Origin of the sequence: cyanobacterium endosymbiont of Rhopalodia gibberula, from assembly GCF_003574135.1 — a bacterium.
GTDB lineage: Bacteria > Cyanobacteriota > Cyanobacteriia > Cyanobacteriales > Microcystaceae > Rippkaea.
This window is the reverse complement of sequence record NZ_AP018341.1, coordinates 1-23,369: the sequence shown is the minus strand read 5'-3', so window position 1 is coordinate 23,369 and position 23,369 is coordinate 1. Positions and strand designations below refer to the sequence as shown.

Genomic DNA, 23,369 nt, shown 5'->3' with positions numbered 1-23,369 from the left:
TCTATTAGTTGCTATATAGTTATGAGATATGATGGCAAGTCTATATTTTCTTGTCCTACATAGATATCGTCAAGAAAAATTTTAGGGAGTAATTAATTGTTGATGATAGTGGTAAAAAGAGAGAGCGTATCTATCCTACAGTTAAGTCAGACATAAATAGACAACACTATATAAAGAACTATTAAGAAAGTGTATAAATGGATGAGCATAAATAGATAAGTATAAATAAATTTAAAATGGAAAATTAGTTGAAAAAAGCGATCATTGAATGCCAGCCTATCTAATAATTTAGTTTACATAAGTAGAAGGGCAGGAATAATCAAAGTTAACTCAAGATATAAAATTTTCTCCAAAACGAAAACAAGAGTAAAAATTTTATGTTGAAATACAAAAAAATGGAAAGTTAAAAAATTTATTTTTAGTGAACCTATCAGAAGATTTAATAAAAAAATGATTTTTTGATAGATTATTTAGGAAACAGAAGAATTATTTGTGTTTTTTTCTAAAGAGTAGGAGAAAAAAACTTAGATTGAATAAAGAACTTATTATAGTTAGTAACCATCTATAATTTTAAAAATCATAAATAAAAGTAAAATTAGATCCTACAATAATTTGTAAACTTTTAAAAAAGTGGCTATAAATAGAAAATAATTGGTTCATATATCACAGATAAAAAACTCAAAAAAGTAGAACATCTTAAAGAAAGATATACAGCAGTCATTCTTGACAACTACTCAATACGTACAAGTACTCTAGTTTAAATTGTATTAAAACAAGGGAAAAAAATTGTATTTTTTTTTTATAAACTACATTTATTTAACCTTTTACTTTTCTACTACGTTTGTTCATTTTTTTACTTATCTAAACATTCTAAATAGATTTCTCTTATAATTGCTGATCACTATAATATATTAAATTTAACTACTTAGAACTTTAAGTATTTTTTTGAGTAATCTTCTTGATCAGCAATTACTTTTAAACTTATAAAATGTAATAAGATTATTCTGTTTATTTACGTCTAACTACTTAGAGTTAAAGTCTTTCAAAGAATCAGTATATCTGTAAATTTAGTGTGGAAATTTCAGATTTTTATCTTAATCAAATCAAAAGCAAGAATCTGCGATGATAATGAGCTTAATAACTGTCACGGATTGATAAAGCACTGATTTCAATAGATCAATCTCTGGATTAGTACTCAAAGAGTGCGGAAAACTCCTATGAATTGAGGCGTTTGGTGACTATTGAGAGATCAAAATTAAGATAAAACATTTGAAGGAAGATACTGAATATGGACCTGACATTATAGCGGTCAAACGACTAACGTTAGCCAATAAACCTCTTTGGTAAAAAAGCATCGATTATTAAGAATGAGGAGTCTCTTGCTCTGAGTATTCAACTTGTATGAATGAATCAGCAAAATGATTATGTATTTGAAATGACATACCATTAAATGGTATTGAAGTTGATGAAATCGAATTGTGGATTATTTAGGGATAGAGTTCTCAGCTTTATAGTTAAACTAATCTAAAGTTAAGATTTATCTCCTGATAGACAGAGAATATAAACTCGAACAGTTTTGAGGAAAAAGGACGGTCTCAGACTCTCCTGTATTTTCGGAGTCAACTTAACAGTAAAATAGATTTTTACTGTGAGGACCTAGCGATTACGCTTTAACTTTCTCAAGAAGGGTCACTGTGGAAGGGACCTCAAAGAAGCCGTCCACCAAGCTAACCCATAAGGTTGTTTGTATTGATTAAGAGGTTGAGGATACTGAACTCGAACTTTGTATAGTCCAGTGTTAGGAACTTGACAGAAAATATGTTCAATGTTGTCTACTTTACTAATAGAAGAACAGACACTTTGAGAAACATTTTTGCCAGTTGCCGGCATCAAATATAAATCTAAATTATTTAAGCCGCGATCACGGAATGTTTCGCCTAAATTGTATCGCTTATTTCTATTAGTATCATTTAACTCAACATGGCGGTCCCAAACAAGTGTAATAGCAACATAACTTCCGTGGCTTAATGGGGTTTCTATTACATAGTCATGATGTTTATTATAGGTGATTGTATCATAATTCCAACCTAGAGAAGAAACTGCCCCATTAGGTTTCCATTGACCCGCACTAAATTGTTGATAAGCCCGAAAGGTATTCAAATGTCCTGTTCCCATCTCTATATCTAAAGGGGTCTTTGGGTCGTGATAGGCATCAGATTTTAACCAGTTTTGATTTTTTTTATTTAAAACTGTGCGAACCATCCCTAGTAATAAACCATCGCCGTGGTCTTGTATTTTATCAGCAGAATTAAGCAAGACAGCTTTCATAACTTGATGGCGACGAGAGTCTAAACTCCAATTAGCTTGTTTTTCTCGTAGTTGGCGATCACCAAATTCCTGGAGCAAAGCTACCGAGGCCGTAATATGAGGGGCAGCAAAACTTGTCCCACTGACCTCATTAATTTTTCCCGACAGATCATATAGGATAATTTTATTCCCTGGGGCGACTAAACTCACTGCTCGCCTTAATCCTGTATTAATTTCGCGCCTAATCAAACGCCGACCAATCCCTATCGGAAGCGCGCTTAAATTCGCAAAGTCAACTTTAGTAAACTTTCCTTTTTGTTTAGTCGTATAAGCAGTGGTAATTCCATTGTAATGATCTGTCGGAATAGGAATGCCCCCCTCCCCTTGATTGCCAGCAATCACATAAAGAACGTCATGAACCCTTGCAGACCAATCAATACATTGAGTCAACAAAGCATTGCCATCAAGCCTAGCATTTTCTCTAGGATCTCGTTGTAAAGATTCCCCAAAACTAAAATTAATCGCCCGAACATCATCACCATTTTGCTGGGCTACGTGTTGACTGGCTAAACACTCTTCGGGTTGTCCTCCTCGTTTGAGCTCACCAACAGCTGAGGCGTACAGTCTAGCCTTTGGAGCAACTCCAGGTACTCGTTTATCTTGACTTACCATCATTGTTGCCACCATTGCCGCATGGTTGTCTAAATTGCTGTTAGGTTTAACAAAATTGTTACGAAAATAGACTCCTGCTAGATTTATTTTTGGATTCCAGGCAGCAATCTTATCAAATCCAAATTGCCCAGGTCGGCCAATTTCCACTTGGCCGATGGCAATTTTACGTCCCGTCAGATTGTAAGGGTCTTTGTGTAACTTTTCAGCATTAATTCCTGCTTCGCCTATAGAGTTTTCTAGGGCCCTAATGGGGGTCATGATTTCCAAGACACTTAAACTCCCTACCAACCATGCAATACTCTTTTTCATCTATTGTGAATCTATGTTACTGCTATCACTTATATTAATGAGAGTTCTAAAGTCTGGGTAGACTTAATAAATAAAAATTCTTTTTTAGAGTGGTCAATGAAGAACAAGATCTATGGTTAAAGCATTATCATAGTTAATTGATTAACATAGAGGCAATTTTTTCTAAATTTATCTCTCAAACTGTAACTTAACCAGATCATTTGTTCTGTGTTTACTTGTGGAATGAAAGTAAAATCTTCTATTTTTTTAAGTCTAACCTGAAATATTAGTATATTGAGAGCGAATTAAATTCTTATAATAGACCATGGTGTTAATTAGCTTAGAAAAATTGATGTTACAAAAGAAAGATAAAAACTATGACAGACAAAAAACTCTAAATAAATGTCTAAAATATTAAATGTAACTCTATTCTCTTTTAAGATTTTCTATTCTTGATAGATTTAAACAAAATATTTCTGTTTTTTCCGTCTTAAAAAGATGGTAATGCTGGTATTCAGTGATCTTTTTCATTTAATTTGGTTTCTACTTTAGACTGATTTAAGTTCATCTACTTAGACACTGTTTAGTTTTAAAATCAATGTAAATTTTGACAATATTTATACTTTTTTTATAAAAGTTGTTATTTTTAATAATCAAGTTGATAGTCTATCAACTTGATTATCTATTATTTAGATCATGCTTTTTGAGATTTACTATGAATCAGGGATGGATTGATCAAAAATAGGTTAAACTTTCAAAGCCAGAGAACAATTTGGGGTAAAATATCAAAAAGATATTGACAGCTATTAAGTAATTCTACTCTAGGCAGTCTTCAGATATGAATCCTATCCTATTATTTAGCTAATGCATTAGAATACAATCAGAAAAGTACGCTAGGATCAGGACCATGCATTGTATTCAGTGAACGTGAATTTTATGGAAGCGTGCAGCGAACCTGTAATTTTTCCTTAAAAACTTAACTTAGATGGCTATCAGTTAGATCTTTATCTAAGAGCTATTTTAACTCGCAGTTGGGCATTGCTTCAAACTAGAATAGAGTTTACTGCAGTTACCAAGAATAATTAACGCTTTAACCTGGTTTAAACCATAAATCATTGGATGTCTAAGATAAATTAACGCTTAATGATAAATTACGAGCTATCTCCCTCAGAAAATACCTTGACCTTAACGGTGACAGATAATTCAACTGAACCAAAAACCCAAACTCTTATCTGGGCGATTGTCCAGGCAGCTGATGACCGCAAAGCCGATGATATTGTTATTTTGAAAGTCACAGAAATTTCTTACTTAAGTGACTACTTTATTCTTACTACTGGATTTTCTACTACTCAAGTCAAAGCAATTGCTGATGCGATCGAGGAAAAAGTCAATCAGACTTGTAGACAATCTCCCTTACGTGTTGAAGGAAAACGACAAGGAACTTGGATACTACAAGATTATGGGAACGTGATCGTTCATATTCTTTTACCTGAAGAACGAGAATTTTATAACTTGGAAGCGTTCTGGGGTCATGCTGAACGTATTGAATTATCCTAATTACAAGCTATACAGCTATAATTATCATGAGGGAATTGCCCATAAAAATCTGCCCCGTTCCTACCGAGCAACAACCTGTTAACGAATACGAAGACTTAAAAAAATCGTGGTTTTTTCGATGGGCAACTCTAGAAACTAGACTCTATTGGCGAAAATTTATTTATGTAGGACTAATTGGATGGATATTAACTAGTCCCATTACTGCAGCCAGTTTTCCTCCCCAAAAATCCCCTTTTTTGTTTATCCTATGCAATAACCTAGGAGCAGGGTTAGTGGTTACTTTCGTAATCATACAATTGGGATTAGGTTGGTGTTATGTGGGTGATCGCCTGAGAAAACCGACAATTTTTTATGAAGAGTCAGGGTGGTATGACGGACAAACTTGGACTAAACCTCCAGAAGTATTAACTCGTGATCGTCTGATTGTGTCCTACCAAGTGGATCCAATTTTACAACGTCTAATTCGTACAGAAGTGATTGTTGGAGGTATTGTCATTGGTGATATCATGATGTGGCTGTCTCAATAATATTTCAACACATCCTATACCAACCCACAATCATAAACTTTAGAATCGAATGACCAGAGGAACACGCACCCATACTCCTAAATTAGAAGTTCATTTATTACGGGAAGGCATTGTTGAGTCAGCTCATCAAGTTGAAGCAACGGTCTGTGATGCTCGTGGAAGACTCTTATTAGTCGCCGGAAATTCTGAAACTACTGCCTTTGTCCGTTCAGCTCTAAAACCCTTCCAGTCCATAGCTGTAGTTACCACTGGAACCCTAGAACGCTATGAGCTTAATGATAAAGACTTAGCAGTTATTTGTAGCTCTCATCAAGGGACGGTTGAACAGGCACGACAGGTTTTCAATGTACTCTGGCGGGCTGATATTGACCCTAGTGCATTGCAATGCCCGATTCCTGTAGGATGTAGAAGTCCTTTACAGCATAATTGTTCGGGAAAACACGCTGCAATGTTAGCTATTTGTCAACAACGCAACTGGCCTCTTAATACCTATCTAGAAAAATCTTCCCCTGTACAACACTTAATCCTAGACAAGATTGGTGAGTTGTTAGCCATGCCAGGAGCAGAATTGATTAGTGCTCATGATGATTGTGGAGCTCCAACCTACTCTATGAAGCTTAGTCAAATGGCTCATTTATATGCTCAGTTAGCATCGGGGAATAACCTAGACTTAGAAAGAATTGTCCGAGCAATGACTTACTACCCGACAATGGTAGCTGGGGTGGGAGCCTTCGATACAGAATTGATGCGTCTAACTGAAGGAGAACTCGTCAGTAAATCTGGGGCTGAAGGCATTCAATGTGTTGGTCGTGTGGGAGAGGGAATAGGATTAGCAATTAAAGTAATGGATGGCTCTAAACGAGCTAAATACGCCACAGCTCTTCATGTGTTGCGAAATATAGGTTGGATAACTCCTAGTGTAGCCGAAACCTTAGCCGAAAAATTTATGAACCTTAGTAACTACAAACGCCTTGAAGTCATTGGGGAATTATCTATGATTTGAAAGTATTTAGTAAAATAACTTGCAATAAACTTATAGTTTTTGCTATACTAGTAAAAGCGGCGCGGGATAGAGCAGTCTGGTAGCTCGTCGGGCTCATAACCCGAAGGTCGGTGGTTCAAATCCGCCTCCCGCCATTTAGAAAGAATCCCTGTTGACTCTGTGTTAGTTTAGTGCAAACCCTTATTGGGTGATGGTGTCAGACTGCGTGTAGATTAATGATTGTTAGGGTTAAGTCTGCCACTGATTCTTCTGGGCTTGGTAAAGTTTGGGAATTCAGGTGGAGAGCTAATATAATGGACAGAGCTTTTAGAGGCTTTGACGATTTAGAGAAACTAATAGTTAAGATAGCGTTGATTAACGTCTTTACAATTAGTTAAAAATCTCTGAAAATCAGATTGTTTCTTCTAATATTTGTTTAGAATATTGTCACTTTCTCAAAACTCTTGTTGGTCTTGTTAAAGCAAAAAGTAAGAGCGGTTCACTTTTGTTGACTAATCACCAAAAATTATTCTCTCAAACAGTATTTAGAAATATAGTCTTAAACTTTCTAAACAAACAAAAGCTACCCAAAATTTGGCTTTTATTGTAGTCAATCTTTCTATTTTTTTTAAAAAAAGCTGATAAATATGATAAATTCTACGAATTTAGAGAAATCTAAAATATTTGTTTGAAAGCTCAAAAATTACTAGCCGACCTTTGGAAATTAGAAGTTTTGGGCTTAATAATAAAATCCCAAAACCTATCGTATTGAAGATTTGAAAATTAAAATTACCTTTTTTTAAAAAAACTTATCGTTTTTGTTGTGTTGAAGTTTGGTTAATAGTTTTTTCTTGAGTTGGGTTTACGATAGCAATCTCGATTGAGATTATCAAATTTATAGCTTTGACTGATTTTATCTTTTTCATTTTATTTGATAATTCCTAATATTATCCTAGGACCTGAGCTATATCTGAGTTGTTTACTTTAGCTCTATCAAGAAAGATTACGGATTGAAAAAATGGCTAATTAGTTAGCTTTTTTGCTGTTGGATTTTATGGATGTTATATGCTTAAGTAGCATGATGTATTCCTATGAATGGCCATTACTTGAGGATTTAGATTGAAAAGGACAGATATTCATACTCAATAAACCCTATTCCAGTTGTTCCAAACCACCGAGAAGTTTATTAGGACAGAATCTGGATTATTGTGGGATAGGAAATAAACTCCGCATCAAAACAATTATGAAGAATATATAATAAATTTATATATTTTTAAGAAAATGATATCTTGAACAGATAGTAATTGAGAAGATTTTCCTAAAAAGAGAGTTAATCACAATTATTAAAGTGGTAAAGGATGGAGAACACTAGGCTATTTGTATTACAGACTTCAGGATAAACAGTTAAGGACAAATTATTGAAGAAACTAAAGAAGATTTTAACAGTACTATTAACTAATTTTTGAAGCTCGTTTGACAGATATTTACAGTGGATTAATAACAAAGACGATTAAGGAGGATATTTTTATCTTATAAAACTGAAAGAATTAGAGAAAATCGATGTTTGTAACAAATTTAAAACAAAAGATTAACCAAACACCATCCCTACCAATAATAAAAAACCTAATATAACATTCTGACGAAAAATCTCTTCATAGACAGATTTAGGGATATCTGTTGAACGGAGGTGAAAATACTGAATTGTCCAACCTACCATAACAATAACTACAGTGATCCAAAATCCAATTTTAAGTTTTAAAACTATTCCTAAATAGGATAATAAACCAACACTTATTGCAAAGAATATTCCTACAGCATCAGCAGCACGAGAACCAAAAAATAAAGCGCTAGAATTAACTCCTATTTTTTTATCATCTTCCTGATCCGACATTGCATAAACTGTATCAAATCCCAATGTCCAAAATACCGTTGTTCCCCATAATATCCAAGTAGAAAGTTCTAACCGAGATGTCACTGCCGTCCAACTGATTAAAACAGCAAAACCCCAAGCTAACGATAAAACTAATTGAGGAAAAGGAAAAACCCTCTTAGCTAGAGGATAACAAACAATTACAGGAAAAGCAGCAACACAGAGCCAAAAACTTAAGTTATTAAGATAAAAAGCTAAAATCAATGCGCATCCTAAAGCGATAAAAGCAACAATAATACCTACTTTTACGGATAAAGACTTTTCCGCCAAAGGACGGGTAGAAGTTCTTTTTACTTGAGAATCAATATTTCTGTCCCACAAATCATTAATAACACAACCTCCCGCACTGGTGGCTAAGGTTCCTAAAATAATTATTATCACTAATGGTAAAGGAGGAGTCCCACTAGATGCTAAAGTAACTGCCCATAACGCAGGAATCATTAAAATAAGCCTTCCAGCAGGTTTATTCCACCGCAGGAGTCGAATAATCGTTAGCCAAGTAGGTTCGGAAGTTGATTTAGAAGGAGTAACCATAAAATAAATTTAGACTAAATTATTTATAATTTTTCTATCACAGAAGCTACCATAAAACCAGTAAAAGATATTTTAAAAAATTATTTAACAGTTCAGATCTAAAATATAAACTTAGTACCAAGGAATACGAAAGTAGGAAGAAAATAGTTCTCTTTAACTCTTTTTTTGTTGCTAGTATTTAATACCTCTTTTTGAAGTTTACTTTCTTATTTGTCCGCTTTATTACATTAAATATTTTTGTTACTAGTTTGATATAAGCAATTTTTTTTAAAAAAAGTAAAAATTTACACTTAATTTCGTATATTTAATTTAATGTCTCTGAGTTTAAGCTAGATAAATATCTTATTTTATTTCCTTTTGACTAATCTTTTTTTATTAAAATTTAAAGTTTTTGTTTTAATAAGCTACAATCTATTACTAGATTATTCTATTTATTTAGGCAGAATTTTCTCTGTATTTTGTAAAAAAGTATAGATTTAAATTTTTCATAAATTTAATACAATAAAAAAATTATTTACAATTATTTATATGATTCAGTTTTTTTACTTTTATCTAAAAGCTATTTAGTATCTCGTATTATTTTTTTTATTATTTAATTGAGCATTAATTTATCTAAGCAAATGGTATTTATTATTCACTACTGAAGTAGTGAATAATAAATATATATACTTTTTTTATATAGTTTACTTTGATTTACCAAACTATATTTTGGGTATATTTATTATAAATTTATAGTTATGTTTACATATTTAACATTAATTTAAAATTACAAATTGATTATCTGTATTTAATAAATAAATTAATTTTTATAATTATCATTTATTTGTTTTTAATAAAAATATTTGTGGCTTCACTATTTAATTTTTTTTTTTTGGAAACTTATCTTCTTTTGAAGAATTTTTTAACTATTAGACCATAATCTTTATTTAGTGATTTATTTAAAAATAGTAAACATCGATTTTTTAAAAAAAGTAGAATCTTTATCTAAAAAAAATAAATTAAGTATATGTTACATAACACATACTTAATTTTTCTAAAATTTTCCATATCAAATATTCAATGATTATTGAATATTTGATATGATGTAAGTGATTTACTTATTGCCATGATCAAGGTTTATAAATTTATAAAATGTCAAGTCCTGTTTTTAACATCTCTAATACTTCTATTGTTAAGCTGAGTAATTTATTTCTTAAAAAATTTAATATGTTCTCTACTTTTAGATTAGAAAAGATTTCATTTATCTCATAATTCCAAATCTATTTAATTAAAATAACATGTTAATATGTACGGTTGTATTTTTGATCTCTACTACTGATTGTAAATTATCAATACTCCTAACTTTTTTTAAAAATATAATTATTACAATAATGAGCGAATTATAAACTATCAATTTTTTCTCGTTTACATAAATATTTAGGCAATGCTTATGTTACTTGATTTTGATTGATTGAAAAAAATAGTTTAATAAATTGCCCAAAGGACTTATTCTATTAATAGAATCGAGAAATTGAGTCTATGACAACATCCCTTAATTTTAACCATACTAATAGTGACCGCTGTAATACTTGTTTATTAGCAGCCATTGATATTGGCACAAACTCAATCCATATGGTGGTAGTAGAAATTGATAAAACTTTGCTCACCTTCACAATTATAAACCGAAAAAAAGATACAGTACGGCTAGGGGAACGGGAGGCAAAAACTAGAAAGTTAACCACAGAAGCTATAGAACGGGCAATCGCATCTCTAAAACGCTGTAAAGACTTAGCCACTAGTCTGAAAGTGGATCATATTGTCGCCATTGCTACCAGTGCTACTAGAGAAGCTCCTAATGGACAAGATTTTATTCAACGAGTCTTATTAGAAGTTGGTATTCAGGTTGACTTAATTTCTGGCTATGAAGAAGCGCGTCGTATCTATTTAGGAGTCTTGTCAGGTATGGATTTTCAAGACCGACCTCATGTCATTATTGACATTGGAGGGGGTTCAACAGAAATTATCCTTGCTGACGTTCATGAACCCCGTTTTCTCAGCAGTACCAAAGTTGGAGCGGTGCGACTCACAGAAGAATTAATCACTACTGATCCTGTCGGTGAAATAGAATTTGCTAATTTACGAGCTTATGTGCGGGGAATGCTTGAACGTCCGATTAATGAATTACGTTGTCAACTAGGTGACAATGAACAGCCCCAACTTGTGGGAACTTCCGGAACTATCGAAACCCTAATGACTATTAATGCATTACAAAAGTTAGGAGAAGTTCCTAATCCTCTTCAAGGTTATCGAATGGGACGTAAAGAGGTTAAAGATTTGGTAAAAAAGTTTGCTTCAATGACTTATGAAGAACGGTTGAAGATTTCAGGCATGTCAGATAAACGTGCCGAAATTATTGTGGCAGGTGGAGTAATTCTGGTAGAAGCAATGGCCATGCTGACATTGGATAATATTACCGTTTGTGAACGGGCATTACGCGAAGGGATGATTGTTGATTGGATGTTAACTCACAAGTTAATTGAAGATCGATTGTGTTATCAAGGAAAAGTACGTCATCGTAGTGTTTATCAAATCGCTCAAAAGTATCAAGTCAACATAAAATATAGTGAAAGAGTAGCACAATTTGCTCAAAGTTTATTTGAGCAATTAAAAGGAATTCTTCACAATTGGGGAACAGAAGAATGGGAGTTACTTTGGGCAGCAACTATTTTACACAAATGTGGTTTATATGTTAGTCATTCAGCTTATCATAAACATTCTTATTATTTAATTCGTAATGCAGAATTATTAGGGTTTACAGAACTTGAATTAGAAACTATTGCAAATTTGGCTCGTTATCATCGTAAAAGTATCCCTAAGAAAAAACATGAGCCCTATAGTAAGTTGCCGGATACTTATCGAAAAATAGTTAAACAACTAAGTACAATTTTACGCTTAGCTGTTGCTCTCAATAGTAGGCAAATAGGAGTTATTAAAACTGTTGAATGTAAGTATGATAAAGAGAATGAAAAGCTTTATTTATATTTAATTCCTACCGACTCTAATGATGACTGTGCCTTAGAACTATGGAATTTAGACTATAATAAACTAGTTTTTGAGAATGAATTTGGAGTTAAAGTTGTTGCTATATTAAACCAAATTTCTATTTGTTAGTAAAACTAAGTTCGAGACAATTAACTTGTAACCGTTACTAAGATAATGGTCCCTGAATTATTCCTATTGAAAAGTTCTAATAGTTACATCTTAGAACTAACTGATGACACTAGGTGCAGTTGTAAAAACTTACTTATAATAAGAAAAAAATAATTTATATAAAACGACATATAAAAAATATCTTTAGGTTTACATCTTGGTTTAATTATGATAAAAATTAGTTTTTAAAAAGTAGAAACTATGTAAGGTTAAGAAAATAGCATTCTCTTTTAAAAAGATTTAGGATATAGACGTTTATTAACTAATAAAATAATCATAAAATTAGTCTAGAAATTAAAATTAAGACCAGCACATAGCAAATATAGATTAGCATAGAGAATATCTTGTTATATAAACAAAAATTATGTTCAAATAAAGTTGAAAACTATAGAGGGTGTAATTACTCAAAAAAGCTAATACTTTCTTATTCTATAATCTTATATATAAGATTGTAGAATAAGAAAGTATTTTAAATAAAAAATGATTAAAAATTAGTTTCTTTTAAAACAACTGTGTAAAATATCCCAAATCATAGAGTAAATATGTATGTTCTATGAACATAGAGAAATATTAAAACTAATAGTTTAAAATTCCAAATTACTAACTGTCTTGACAAGTCAGGACTATAAATGTTCATACGTCTCGGAAGAGGCTTTATGGAATGAAATTTCAATGAAGAATACAAAATAACTGAATTTAATTAATGAATATTTGACTAAAGACATAAAGTTATATTAAAAAAGTCTTATTTATCAATAAAAGATAATGATGGATAGTTTTTTAGTAAAAAAAAATTTTTAGAAATTAATAGAAAGTATTTGCTAGTTTACTTTCCGAAATCATAACTAGTATGAAATTTATTAACTTGAATAGGTAAAAATTTATTAACTAAAATAAGTCTTTCTAAATTATTGTGATTTTGCTAAAAAATTAACTCACTATTATTGTTTGATCTTTTTTTTTTCTCAGGAGAGTATGATAATTTAATTTGGTGTAAGATTTAAAGTAAAAAATTTCAGATTTTAATTAATACACTTTTAAAAAAACTAGCAAAGTTTCATAAATCTAATCTGATTTAACCTTCCGGATTTTACTATAAAATTTAAATTTCAATATATATATTGAAATTTAAATTTTATTTTTGTTTTTAACTAAGCTTTTAAGCTTTCTAGTTTATTTTTTTAAAATTATTTAATAATTTAATTGATTACTAATTTATTTAATTATATAAAATCTATTTATTATTACTTCAGTTTGTTATATTTATCTGTTCACAATACTCAATTTTAATTTTTTTTAAATCTAGAAAATCAGGTAAAAGATACCATAGTTTATATCTAGTCCCTTTTAATTTCTAATAGTTTCTTTTTTATAAAAAGTGACATTATTCATAATAATAATATTTTTCAATTCACATTTAGGAATAGAACCTTAAGATAATCAAGCTTTAAATAAATCTCCCTTGCGACTCTTTTCAACATTGGTAGAGGAGTAAGTACGTGGCTTTGTCCCCTCTCACCAAGCTACGAGCTCAACCTGCTGTTCTCCTAGCAAGTAAATACTGTCTAATTGATATTTTAGTGAGCAATTGTATTAATTTTTAAATTCTCAAAACTCATATTATAACTCAATTTAACTCTGCTTCTTCAAGCGTACCATCACCAAAACTCACAGTTTCTCAGGATTTAGTAATTAATTTATTGAAATAGCGTCTTTCCGTTTCAAGTCCATGAACATACGGAGAATTCTCTCTATTATCAAATCCGGCCTCATCTAAATAGACTTTTCTGTTTTTAGCATTTTTGCCTAAGACTTCTCATCCTATTCTATTTATTTCTTGATATTCATATTTTTTGTTATTTTTATTTTTTGTATAAATAATTATATATTGTCAAATAATACCATTTTCTATAAAAAAACTATTGTAGTTTAAATTTTTGCTTATTTTTACTACATTTTTATTATTAGTTAGTAATCGCTGCGTAATTTACTGTTATATTTACTATTTTTAATAGAGAACCATTACTAGTTTTGGATAAACAATAAACACTAAACTTTTATATGCTATTACTATCTCTTAAGTCTTAGTAAAAATTTTGACTTTATAGGCTTATGCCTATAATCTTTATCTTAAAAATTTCAATATATACTTTTTCTTTTTTATATTTTTTTGATAGATCAAACTATTTTTATCTTACTTAATATTTTATAATAGATAATTTTATAAATTCTTCTAAATTTAAAATTTTATATATTGAGTTGATTTTGGTATTTAACACCATAGATCATAGGTTTTTTAAAAAAAAACATTTAATTTTACCTAATTTAACTCAGATACAAAACCTGATAAGATGCTATTTATACTAGGATAACAGTTTTTGATAAGCTTGTTGTTAGTGATTAAACTCTATCTTTAAATTTTAATTTTTTACATGACAGGTTTTGATAAGATTATTTTTCTCCAAACAATCTTAGAGACATTCCCCGTGTTACCCAGAAGTGGTACTCTATAGGGTGGTGAAAAAAGATTAATGAGAGTAGGTTCTATCTTAGCCAAACTCTAAGCTAACCCCTTAAACAGATAGAAGTAAGTATGGTAGCCGTAACAGAACAAACCAACGTTGGTAAAATCACTCAAGTCATTGGTCCGGTTGTTGATGCCGAATTCCCCAGTGGCAAATTACCTCGAATTTATAATGCACTCACAATTGAAGGCACAAACTCCGCTGGAGTGAATGTCTCCGTTACCTGTGAAGTACAGCAATTATTAGGAGACAACCGAGTTCGCGCTGTTGCTATGAGTGGGACAGACGGATTAGTTCGTGGTATGGAAATTGTTGATACGGGTGCGCCTATTAGCGTTCCTGTAGGTAAAGTTACTCTTGGTCGCATCTTTAACGTCCTAGGAAAGCCTGTGGATGAGAAAGGTGATGTAGATATGAGTAATACTTCTCCCATTCACCGTCCCGCGCCTAAATTAACTGAATTAGAAACTGAACCCAAAGTTTTTGAAACTGGGATTAAGGTTATCGACCTTCTGACCCCTTATCGTCAAGGGGGGAAAATTGGTCTATTTGGTGGTGCAGGTGTCGGTAAAACCGTCATCATGATGGAATTAATCAACAACATCGCTATTAACCACGGAGGTGTCTCTGTTTTTGCTGGTGTAGGAGAACGTACTCGTGAAGGAAATGACCTCTACAACGAAATGATTGAGTCTAAGGTTATTAACCCTGATAACCCCGAAGAATCGAAAATTGCTCTTGTCTACGGCCAAATGAATGAACCACCAGGGGCTAGGATGAGAGTGGGTCTATCCGGTTTAACCATGGCGGAATATTTCCGTGACGTCAACAAACAAGACGTATTGTTGTTTGTTGATAACATTTTCCGATTTGTTCAAGCAGGTTCTGAAGTGTCTGCATTATTAGGACGGATGCCCTCTGCAGTTGGATATCAGCCAACTTTAGGGACTGACGTTGGAGATTTACAAGAACGGATTACTTCTACAAAAGAAGGCTCTATTACCTCTGTTCAAGCAGTTTACGTTCCTGCAGATGACCTAACTGACCCTGCTCCTGCAACCACCTTTGCTCATCTTGATGGAACCACTGTGTTATCCCGTGCACTAGCTTCTAAAGGGATTTATCCTGCAGTTGATCCTCTGGATTCTAGCAGCACTATGTTACAACCTTCCATTGTTGGTCAGGAACACTATGATACAGCCCGTGCGGTGCAATCAACTTTACAGCGTTATAAGGAATTACAAGATATTATCGCTATTCTAGGATTAGATGAATTATCTGAAGATGATCGCCGCACTGTAGACCGTGCTCGTAAGATTGAACGATTCTTATCTCAGCCTTTCTTTGTGGCTGAGGTTTTTACTGGTTCACCTGGTAAGTATGTAACTCTCAAAGAGACTATTAAGGGATTTCAAATGATTCTCAATGGGGAACTCGATGATCTACCTGAACAGGCATTTTATTTAGTCGGAAATATCGACGAAGCGAAAGCCAAAGCCGAAAAACTGCAAGAAAGCTAATTCTTCCTCAGTCAACAGTTTCTTGAATAAATACCTTTTGAGTTACTGTTGACTGACAACTAATAATTGATAGTTAAAACTAATAGCGAATAACTGATATGACATTACAAATCCGTGTAATCACTCCAGACAAAACCGTTTGGAATGGTGCTGTAGAAGAAGTCATCTTACCAAGCATGTCTGGACAGTTGGGAATCTTATCTGGTCATGCTCCTCTCTTAACTGCTCTCGATATTGGGGTTATGCGAATTCGCCCTGGTAAGAATTGGAAAAATTTAGTAGTTATGGGAGGCTTTGCTGAAGTTGACCATGATGTTCTCAAAGTCTTGGTTAGTTCAGCCGAGGTTGACGATGATATCAGCAAAGAGAAAGCACAAACGGAATTCAGTAGAGCTCAAACCCGTTTAGAGCAAGCAAACAAAGGAAATGACCGCCCAGAACAAATTAAAGCGTCCCAAGCTTTCAAACGAGCTAGAGCACGTCTTCAAGCGTCTGGTGGACTAGTCTAAGGATTCAATTCTAAAGAGAAAATTTGGTGAGGGCAAAGGGTCAAAGACTCGGCCCTCATATGTCGACGCCATCAGATTAATTACTGCCACCGAAGACAACTTGCGGGAACTTGACTTGAGCGTCAGCCATGGAGATGCGTTTACCTTGGTTACGAAGATCCTGCCAATAATTAATGACTTCTGTGGCTTGATTGAGAATTTCAATCCGTTCGGTTTCTGAAATCCAATGTTTGGCTTCTAATTCATCTTTTAACTGTTGCCAAGCATCGTGTCTTGGCCAAAAGAAATAGTCAGTTAAGGGGCTTGTTCCTTTTCCTACTATTTGATCCACAGTAATCGCTACATTAGCATCTAACCAAAGTACCTTTAAAAGAAATCTTGACTCTAACTCTAATGACTCCTGCAACAGATAAACCTCATCTATTTTAGTTACACTACGGCACTGTATTATACCTCATTTGATAGCTGTGCGGTTATTATAAAGACTCATCACTTTTTCAACTCCTTCTTTGAGACTCATATCCAAAGCATTTACTACTAAGGGTAAGACCTTCTCCATAACTTTCTTTTCATCAGGGGTAAACTTTCCTAAAACATGGGAAATTGTTCCTTTAGAAAGATGAGATTCACCAATTCCAATACGTAACCGAGGAAAGTCCTGGCTACCTAAGTAAGAAATAATCGACTTCATTCCATTGTGTCCTCCGGCTGATCCTCCTAATCTGATTCGTATTCGTCCGACAGGTAAATTCATATCGTCATAAACTACTAATATGGAAGCCAATGATAGTTTATACCAATCGCTAACGGCGCGAACTGATTGACCTGAACGGTTCATATAAGTGAGGGGCTTAAGTAAGTAAACTTTCTGGTTTTCTTTAACCATTCCCTCAGTGAATAAACCTTGAAAACGGCGATTTTCTGTAAAAGACAATTGCCAAGTCTTGGCTAAAGCATCAAGAGCTTCAAACCCGATATTATGGCGAGTTTCATCGTATTTAGCTTCGCAATTTCCCAGCCCGATAATCAGTCTGGGAATAATTAGAGAAGATAAGAAAGATTTAGACATTGAAAATACCATTCTTATTTGGGCATAGACAAGTAAAACAAATCTTATAGGATTATCTAAAAAGTAAGTATCTAAATAACTCCAAGACTGTTGCATTGCCTATTGACTATAAAATAAGGTCAGGTCGATTTACTATACTGAAGTCATCTACATCGTTCAAACGCTTACACTATCAAGATTAGAGCTAGGTTAACATGACCATTCGTACTGTTTCGACTACTCCCTTTATTGATCAAAAACCAGGAACCTCTGGACTACGGAAAGCTGTTACTGTTTTCCAACAACCTAATTATCTTGAAAACTTTATCCAGTCTATTTTTAACTCTCTTAATGAGATCAAAGGACAAACTCTTGTTTTAGGAGGAGATGGTCGTTATTACAACCGTCAGTCTATCCAAGTTATCCTTAAAATGGCTGCTGCGAATGGTATTAGGCGCACTCTGGTAGGCTGTAATGGTATTTTTTCTACCCCAGCGGCTTCGGCTGTTATTCGCAAATCTAAGGCTTTAGGAGGTATTATCCTTTCAGCTAGTCACAACCCTGGAGGACCTAACGGAGACTTTGGGGTTAAATATAATGTAACCAATGGTGGACCAGCCCCTGAAAAAGTTACCAGTACTATTTTTGAGCATACTAAAACCATCAGCGAATATAAGATACTTGATACAGCGGATATAAACCTTGATTGCCCTGGATCTTTTATATTGGGAACAATGGAAGTAGAAGTCATAGACTCTATTGTCCCCTACGTCGAATTAATGCAGACATTATTTGATTTTGACGAAATAAAAACTTTGTTGAGTTCAGGAAGCTTTAGGATGTGCATGGACTCCCTCCACGCTGTAACTGGACCTTATGCTCGTGCTTTATTTGAGAAGTGCTTAGGGGCTCCGGAAGGAACTGTAAAAAATGGAACTCCTTTAGAGGACTTCGGGGGTTGTCATCCTGATCCTAATTTAGTCTATGCTCATGACTTAGTAGAAATTCTTTTCGGAGAAAATGCTCCTGACTTCGGAGCAGCTTCTGATGGAGATGGTGATCGAAACATGATTTTAGGACGTAACTTTTTTGTTACTCCCAGTGATAGTTTAGCAATATTAACTGCTAATGCGAAATTAGTTCCTGGATATAAAGATGGTTTAGCTGGGGTTGCTCGTTCTATGCCTACTAGTACAGCCGTAGATCGAGTCGCTGAAAGACTAGGCATTGATTGTTATGAAACCCCAACCGGTTGGAAATTCTTTGGTAACTTATTGGATGCGGGGAAAGCAACCCTTTGTGGAGAAGAAAGTTTCGGAACCGGTTCAAATCATATTCGGGAAAAAGATGGTCTATGGGCGGTACTTTTCTGGCTCAACATTCTAGCAGTTCAAAATAAATCTGTTCAGACAATTGTACAAGAACACTGGAAGGAATACGGACGAAATTATTATTCCCGCCATGACTATGAAGAAGTTCAATCAAAATCTGCTAATAAATTGATGGATAAACTCCGATCAATGGTAGAAAATATGAAAGGAAAGAAATATGGTGACTATGAAGTTGCCTATGCTGATGACTTTTCTTATGCTGATCCTGTTGATAGTAGTGTCAGTCAAAAACAAGGTGTTCGCATCGGGTTTACCGATGGTTCTCGCATTGTTTTCCGTTTATCAGGGACAGGAACAAAAGGGGCAACTTTACGAATTTATATCGAAAGTTATGAACCAGATATTAATCAGCACAATATTGAAACTCAACAAGCTTTGAAACCTTTAATTCAATTAGCTGATGAAATAGCTAACATTAAGGAATTTACGGGACGAGATAAACCTACTGTTATTACTTAACTTATTTCTTCAAGAGAGACTTGTATGGTTGGTAATATCAAATATACAGGTCTATTTTTTAGTTAAAATTAATTGTTCAATTAATTTTAACTAAAAATTCCTTATCTTAGTCTTATTATCAATTTTGGATTCCATCCCTTTTGGTAAAGCATTACGTACAATAATTCTTAAATTCTTACTATATTTTTTATTAATTTTTAATAAAGAACAAATTAACAAAAAAGTAGTAGCTTTTAGCGATTAAAATAATCCACTCAAAAAATAAAGTATGAAAAGTTTAAATATTAAGACATATAAATTTTGATAAAAGTTACTTTGAGAAATATAATCATTGACAAGTTTTTGTTTAAGATGTTTCAAGCTAGGTAAATAATCAAATGAAGTCTTAGCAATTTTATATAACTTAGAAAAGTTAATATTAAGCTTGTTTCTCAATTAAGACTCAATATTCACCCCTAGTATTAATCTACAAAAATATCTTCAGTTTTTTTGCTGTTGTTAGTGTGTACTGATTATGACGTTTCATCACAGTCATAGCTATAATTTCTAATTTACTTATCTATTTTGGAAATAAAAACCCTAATTTTATTATTTAAATGCCCGATTTTCGAAAATAAAGAGATATTTATCCGTCAATTTTCACGACTATAATTCTCGTCTAAGGTTTCAATATCAAGGAATTAATTTTTTTAGCCGAAGCGATATGAATACCAAATAAGCGTTTCAAACGTATCTCATGAATCCTACATTTTAAAAAAAATCAAATGCAAAATCCTTGCAGATTTCTTGTTTCTAGTTCATCAACGACATAATTAATGTCGAAAAAGATAATTTGTCAAGTCAATAAGCTTATATATTTTTCAAGAAAATATTTCTAACACGTCTTAAGTCCGTTGAATATCATAGCAAAGTCACTAAACAGACATAAGAAACTAGTTGTTTAGCTCTATTAACAAAACACCCAAGCCGCGAAGCCAAACCATGAGAAATAAAATAATTAGAGTTTATCTATCGTGTAAACTCAGTAATAGTGCAGCTTTAATATTAAAAGTGCAATTATAGCTTACACTGGTTAATAATAGCCTTAATTCAGGTACAATGTTATATGTAATACTATAACCGCCAAGTTAACGAAAAACTATTAGGATTGCAGACTAAACTTAATAGTCATCGTCCCCTTTGAGGGTGGCTAACTGTTCTGTTTTGTCAACGACTGTTTTAGTTTCCTGTCTCAATATCTCTATACAGTTAGTAGCTACAAAAATCACTTTTAAAATTCAATATTTTGTTTGGAAAGAACTCACAAAACATAGCTTCGTGTCCTCAACCAACTTCAGCGAAATTCATGTAACAATATAATTTTTTATTAGCATCGTCTGTTTCAGCAAAAGTAACTAAGGAATTAACCTCTAATAGTAAAACAAGAGGACTGAGTTTATAGAATTAAATATTGACTCAGATAAAGAAGAAGGACAGTTAATAAAGCTCAAATAATTTTGAAGATCAAATTTTATAGTAGTTAACATAATAGTGATTGAGAGTCAAAAAAAGGGTCAATTTTTACTCGTGATCCTTAACTGAAAAGATGATTGTCGTTTATTTTTATTTAAAGTACTACAGAACGATACTCTTTTGAGTGTTGACTTGATCTGGAGCTCAAAATTTAAGTGTCATTTTGGGCTTGCAATTTTTCAATAGTATCGCGAGCTTGCTTAGCATAATCCGAATTACCTTGAACATTGAATAATTCTGCGGCTTTATGTATATCAGTGAAAGCCTCTGTCTGATTTCCTATCATAAACTTAGTTACTCCCCGATTGTAATAGGCATCAGCTAAATTAGGGTTTAATTCTAGACATTTAGTGTAATCAGTGATCGCTGCTTCTAATTCTCCAGCGCGATTGTGAGCTAAACCACGATTGTAATAAGCTTTAGCATAGTTAGCATTAAGGTTGATCGCTTCAGTATAGTCAGCAATAGCTTCTTGATAATTACCGAGGTAATCTTTAGCATTCCCCCTATATATATAAAAATCAGCGTATTCAGAATTAAGATTAATCGCTTTGGAACAATCAGCTAAAGCTTTTTGATATTCCTTTAATTGAAAAAAGGCATAACAACGATTACCATAGGCATAGGCAAATTCACGATTAAGCTCTATAGCTTGATTATAGTCATCGAGAGCATCATCGAGCTTGCCCAAGATGTGTTGTGCATAGCCACGATTGTAATAAGCGTCAGGATCTTGGGGATTCAACTCGATAGCTTCTGTGAAATCAACGATAGCTCCTTGATAGTCTCCTTCATTAATTTTATCTACCCCTTGGTTATACCATTCAATAGCATCTGACTCTTGAGATGACCTTGAAGAGGGACTGTTTGGAGTTAATGCTGTTAGGGTATCGCTTGGTTGTTGAGACAGTAGCAATGGATGAGCGGACACTAAAGAACTAACCATGATAACATTAGTTAAAAATCCCAAAATATAAAGATTATTAGTCATCATTCTAGATTGAAGTTAAGAAACAACTCTTAAATATTCTAATATCCTAATTGATTTCCAGCCTTTAAAACTTCCCTCTATCTGATGATGTTCTCATGTATAGACTTATAGACCAAGTTATAAGTTATCCAAAACACCCTAATTTATCTTTAAAAACAATCAACTTTACATCTTATAAGACGACAAATTGATTTAAGTATAAATTTAGCTGAGATAGAATTTACTCTTTGATCAATTACTTTTTTTATTAATAAATTTTTCTCAAAAACCATTTAAATTAATTGCTACAATTTAGCCTATAAATTACTCAATAAAGGTGTTTATAATCCAAAATATATTTTTAATTTTATCTAAATAAATTATTTAATTCGTATATCTATTGCAAAGATAATCAAACATAAAACAAAATCAGTAAAAGTTTATTCATGAGAATATAAATAACTAAATTGATAATTAAATGAGTTTTAATATATCAATTATCAAGCTCTAAATTGATTAGATAAAATCAACAAGATTGTAACCATAGATTTGCAAGATTGTAAAATCACCTTTAAGTCTGTCAAGTATTTTATACGTATTTATACATAAGTGATTGAAGTTAATTTTATGTCAATTAAATTTATTTTTTTACGATAAACCTTTTAAAGAATAATCTGTTCTGCTGCTATTTTCTCTTTAAACATATCTCTGTTAATTTTATGATATTTTACTATCGCCCTTCATTCCCGATAGTGGGTTGATTTATTGCTAATTTATTATTTTCTTTTTAATAACAATTAAAAACTATGAGTTGTTAAAATAATTAACAGTACTACTCAACCATTTCACTATTTATTTCCTTGTTTTAAAACCCTGTCACGGTATTTTTTGTTGTGCTATTACCACTATCTTACAAAGTAAATAAATATTAATTTATTAATTATTAAAGTAGCAAAATTTACCAAAAAATTAATAATTCCTCTAGGACGAAAAATACTCAACCGCAAAACTAACTGCTATGAAACTAGGTCAGTCAATAAAACTTCATTAACTATAAATAAAGTATTAAACCCAATTTATGAACAAGTATTTTGGCTACTTTTTTTATTCTATTACTTAATGAATACTTAATAGAACACCTTGGACGACTTACTTTCAGTGTTGTTAAACTATTTATTGAGTAAATATTCTTTGAGGTTCAATAATACATTGAATAATCTTCAGCTAGGATTTTCACTAATGATGAACACAAAGTGCGACTTTACTATCCCAATGAGTTTTGGCGTACATTACCCTAAATACCTCTATGTTATCAGCTAATTATTGTTCAGTTAACCAATTTTATAGATTAGAGTGTATGATAAATTATCTCTTAAATGTTTTAAATCTATACTTAAGCAAAACGCGATGGCTCGTGTATCAAGCTAAAACCACGGTACAGACAAACTT

Annotated in this window: 12 protein-coding genes, 1 tRNA gene and 1 pseudogene; 9 read left to right on the top strand and 5 right to left on the bottom strand. The window is 32.5% G+C overall.

The genetic code is table 11. From position 1 onward, the window contains the following. Positions 1-1,689: 1,689 nt before the first annotated feature. On the bottom strand, positions 1,690-3,288 hold the full coding sequence (locus tag RGRSB_RS00065; protein ID WP_119259282.1) for a S8 family serine peptidase: 1,599 nt from the start codon (positions 3,286-3,288) through the stop codon (positions 1,690-1,692). 1,122 nt (positions 3,289-4,410) lie between these two features. Here RGRSB_RS00065 and rsfS point away from each other — a divergent pair. The 4 genes from rsfS (at position 4,411) to RGRSB_RS00045 (ending at position 6,488) form a co-directional block, all read left to right on the top strand. Continuing rightward, a complete protein-coding gene (gene rsfS / locus RGRSB_RS00060) occupies positions 4,411-4,824 on the top strand; it encodes a ribosome silencing factor (protein ID WP_119259281.1) in 414 nt (137 codons plus the stop codon). A gap of 26 nt (positions 4,825-4,850) precedes the next feature. Then, positions 4,851-5,351, top strand: a complete 501-nt coding sequence (locus RGRSB_RS00055; RefSeq protein ID WP_119259280.1) for a CGLD27 family protein — start codon at positions 4,851-4,853, stop codon at positions 5,349-5,351. A 49-nt stretch (positions 5,352-5,400) separates the two neighbouring features. After that, a complete protein-coding gene (locus tag RGRSB_RS00050) occupies positions 5,401-6,354 on the top strand; it encodes an asparaginase (protein WP_119259279.1) in 954 nt (317 codons plus the stop codon). Positions 6,355-6,414: 60 nt separating this feature from the next. Continuing rightward, positions 6,415-6,488: transfer RNA gene (locus RGRSB_RS00045), tRNA-Met, on the top strand. Between the two features lie 1,433 nt (positions 6,489-7,921). Here RGRSB_RS00045 and RGRSB_RS00040 read toward each other — a convergent pair. Further along, positions 7,922-8,797, bottom strand: a complete 876-nt coding sequence (locus RGRSB_RS00040; protein ID WP_119259278.1) for a 4-hydroxybenzoate solanesyltransferase — start codon at positions 8,795-8,797, stop codon at positions 7,922-7,924. A gap of 1,518 nt (positions 8,798-10,315) precedes the next feature. Between RGRSB_RS00040 and RGRSB_RS00035 the strand changes: the two genes are divergently transcribed. The 4 genes and pseudogenes from RGRSB_RS00035 to atpC all read left to right on the top strand — a co-directional run bounded on the left by RGRSB_RS00035 (position 10,316) and on the right by atpC (position 16,540). Beyond that, the gene (locus RGRSB_RS00035) at positions 10,316-11,947 is read left to right on the top strand and encodes a Ppx/GppA phosphatase family protein (protein ID WP_119259277.1); all 1,632 of its coding nucleotides are present in this window, start codon (positions 10,316-10,318) and stop codon (positions 11,945-11,947) included. Positions 11,948-13,485: 1,538 nt separating this feature from the next. Then, positions 13,486-13,676 (top strand): annotated as a pseudogene (locus RGRSB_RS10310) (sugar phosphate nucleotidyltransferase); the annotation flags it as partial. A 903-nt stretch (positions 13,677-14,579) separates the two neighbouring features. Then, a complete protein-coding gene (gene atpD / locus RGRSB_RS00030; RefSeq protein WP_119259276.1) occupies positions 14,580-16,031 on the top strand; it encodes a F0F1 ATP synthase subunit beta in 1,452 nt (483 codons plus the stop codon). 98 nt (positions 16,032-16,129) lie between these two features. After that, the gene (atpC, locus tag RGRSB_RS00025) at positions 16,130-16,540 is read left to right on the top strand and encodes an ATP synthase F1 subunit epsilon (RefSeq protein WP_119259275.1); all 411 of its coding nucleotides are present in this window, start codon (positions 16,130-16,132) and stop codon (positions 16,538-16,540) included. 76 nt (positions 16,541-16,616) lie between these two features. Here atpC and RGRSB_RS00020 read toward each other — a convergent pair whose 3' ends face one another. Together RGRSB_RS00020 and pth are read right to left on the bottom strand one after the other, a co-directional pair. Then, on the bottom strand, positions 16,617-16,949 hold the full coding sequence (locus RGRSB_RS00020; RefSeq protein WP_172582105.1) for a 30S ribosomal protein PSRP-3: 333 nt from the start codon (positions 16,947-16,949) through the stop codon (positions 16,617-16,619). Between the two features lie 45 nt (positions 16,950-16,994). Then, positions 16,995-17,609, bottom strand: a complete 615-nt coding sequence (gene pth / locus RGRSB_RS00015) for an aminoacyl-tRNA hydrolase (RefSeq protein ID WP_119260887.1) — start codon at positions 17,607-17,609, stop codon at positions 16,995-16,997. Between the two features lie 194 nt (positions 17,610-17,803). On the opposite strand from pth, the gene RGRSB_RS00010 reads away from it, so the two are divergent. Next, the gene (locus RGRSB_RS00010) at positions 17,804-19,438 is read left to right on the top strand and encodes an alpha-D-glucose phosphate-specific phosphoglucomutase (protein WP_119259273.1); all 1,635 of its coding nucleotides are present in this window, start codon (positions 17,804-17,806) and stop codon (positions 19,436-19,438) included. A gap of 1,663 nt (positions 19,439-21,101) precedes the next feature. On the opposite strand, the gene RGRSB_RS00005 is transcribed toward RGRSB_RS00010, so the two are convergent. Beyond that, positions 21,102-21,944: a tetratricopeptide repeat protein gene (locus tag RGRSB_RS00005; protein ID WP_232014529.1), complete on the bottom strand. Its 843-nt coding sequence runs from the start codon at positions 21,942-21,944 to the stop codon at positions 21,102-21,104. Positions 21,945-23,369 lie beyond the last annotated feature (1,425 nt).

Bases quoted from the DNA above. Each gene is read 5' to 3' on its own strand.
- RGRSB_RS00010 (WP_119259273.1), top strand. From the start codon at position 17,804: ATGACCATTCGTACTGTTTCGACTACTCCCTTTATTGATCAAAAACCA.
- RGRSB_RS00040 (WP_119259278.1), bottom strand. From the start codon at position 8,797: ATGGTTACTCCTTCTAAATCAACTTCCGAACCTACTTGGCTAACGATT.
- RGRSB_RS00055 (WP_119259280.1), top strand. From the start codon at position 4,851: ATGAGGGAATTGCCCATAAAAATCTGCCCCGTTCCTACCGAGCAACAA.
- RGRSB_RS00035 (WP_119259277.1), top strand. From the start codon at position 10,316: ATGACAACATCCCTTAATTTTAACCATACTAATAGTGACCGCTGTAAT.
- pth (WP_119260887.1), bottom strand. From the start codon at position 17,609: ATGTCTAAATCTTTCTTATCTTCTCTAATTATTCCCAGACTGATTATC.
- atpC (WP_119259275.1), top strand. From the start codon at position 16,130: ATGACATTACAAATCCGTGTAATCACTCCAGACAAAACCGTTTGGAAT.
- RGRSB_RS00065 (WP_119259282.1), bottom strand. From the start codon at position 3,288: ATGAAAAAGAGTATTGCATGGTTGGTAGGGAGTTTAAGTGTCTTGGAA.
- rsfS (WP_119259281.1), top strand. From the start codon at position 4,411: ATGATAAATTACGAGCTATCTCCCTCAGAAAATACCTTGACCTTAACG.
- RGRSB_RS00005 (WP_232014529.1), bottom strand. From the start codon at position 21,944: ATGATGACTAATAATCTTTATATTTTGGGATTTTTAACTAATGTTATC.
- RGRSB_RS00050 (WP_119259279.1), top strand. From the start codon at position 5,401: ATGACCAGAGGAACACGCACCCATACTCCTAAATTAGAAGTTCATTTA.
- atpD (WP_119259276.1), top strand. From the start codon at position 14,580: ATGGTAGCCGTAACAGAACAAACCAACGTTGGTAAAATCACTCAAGTC.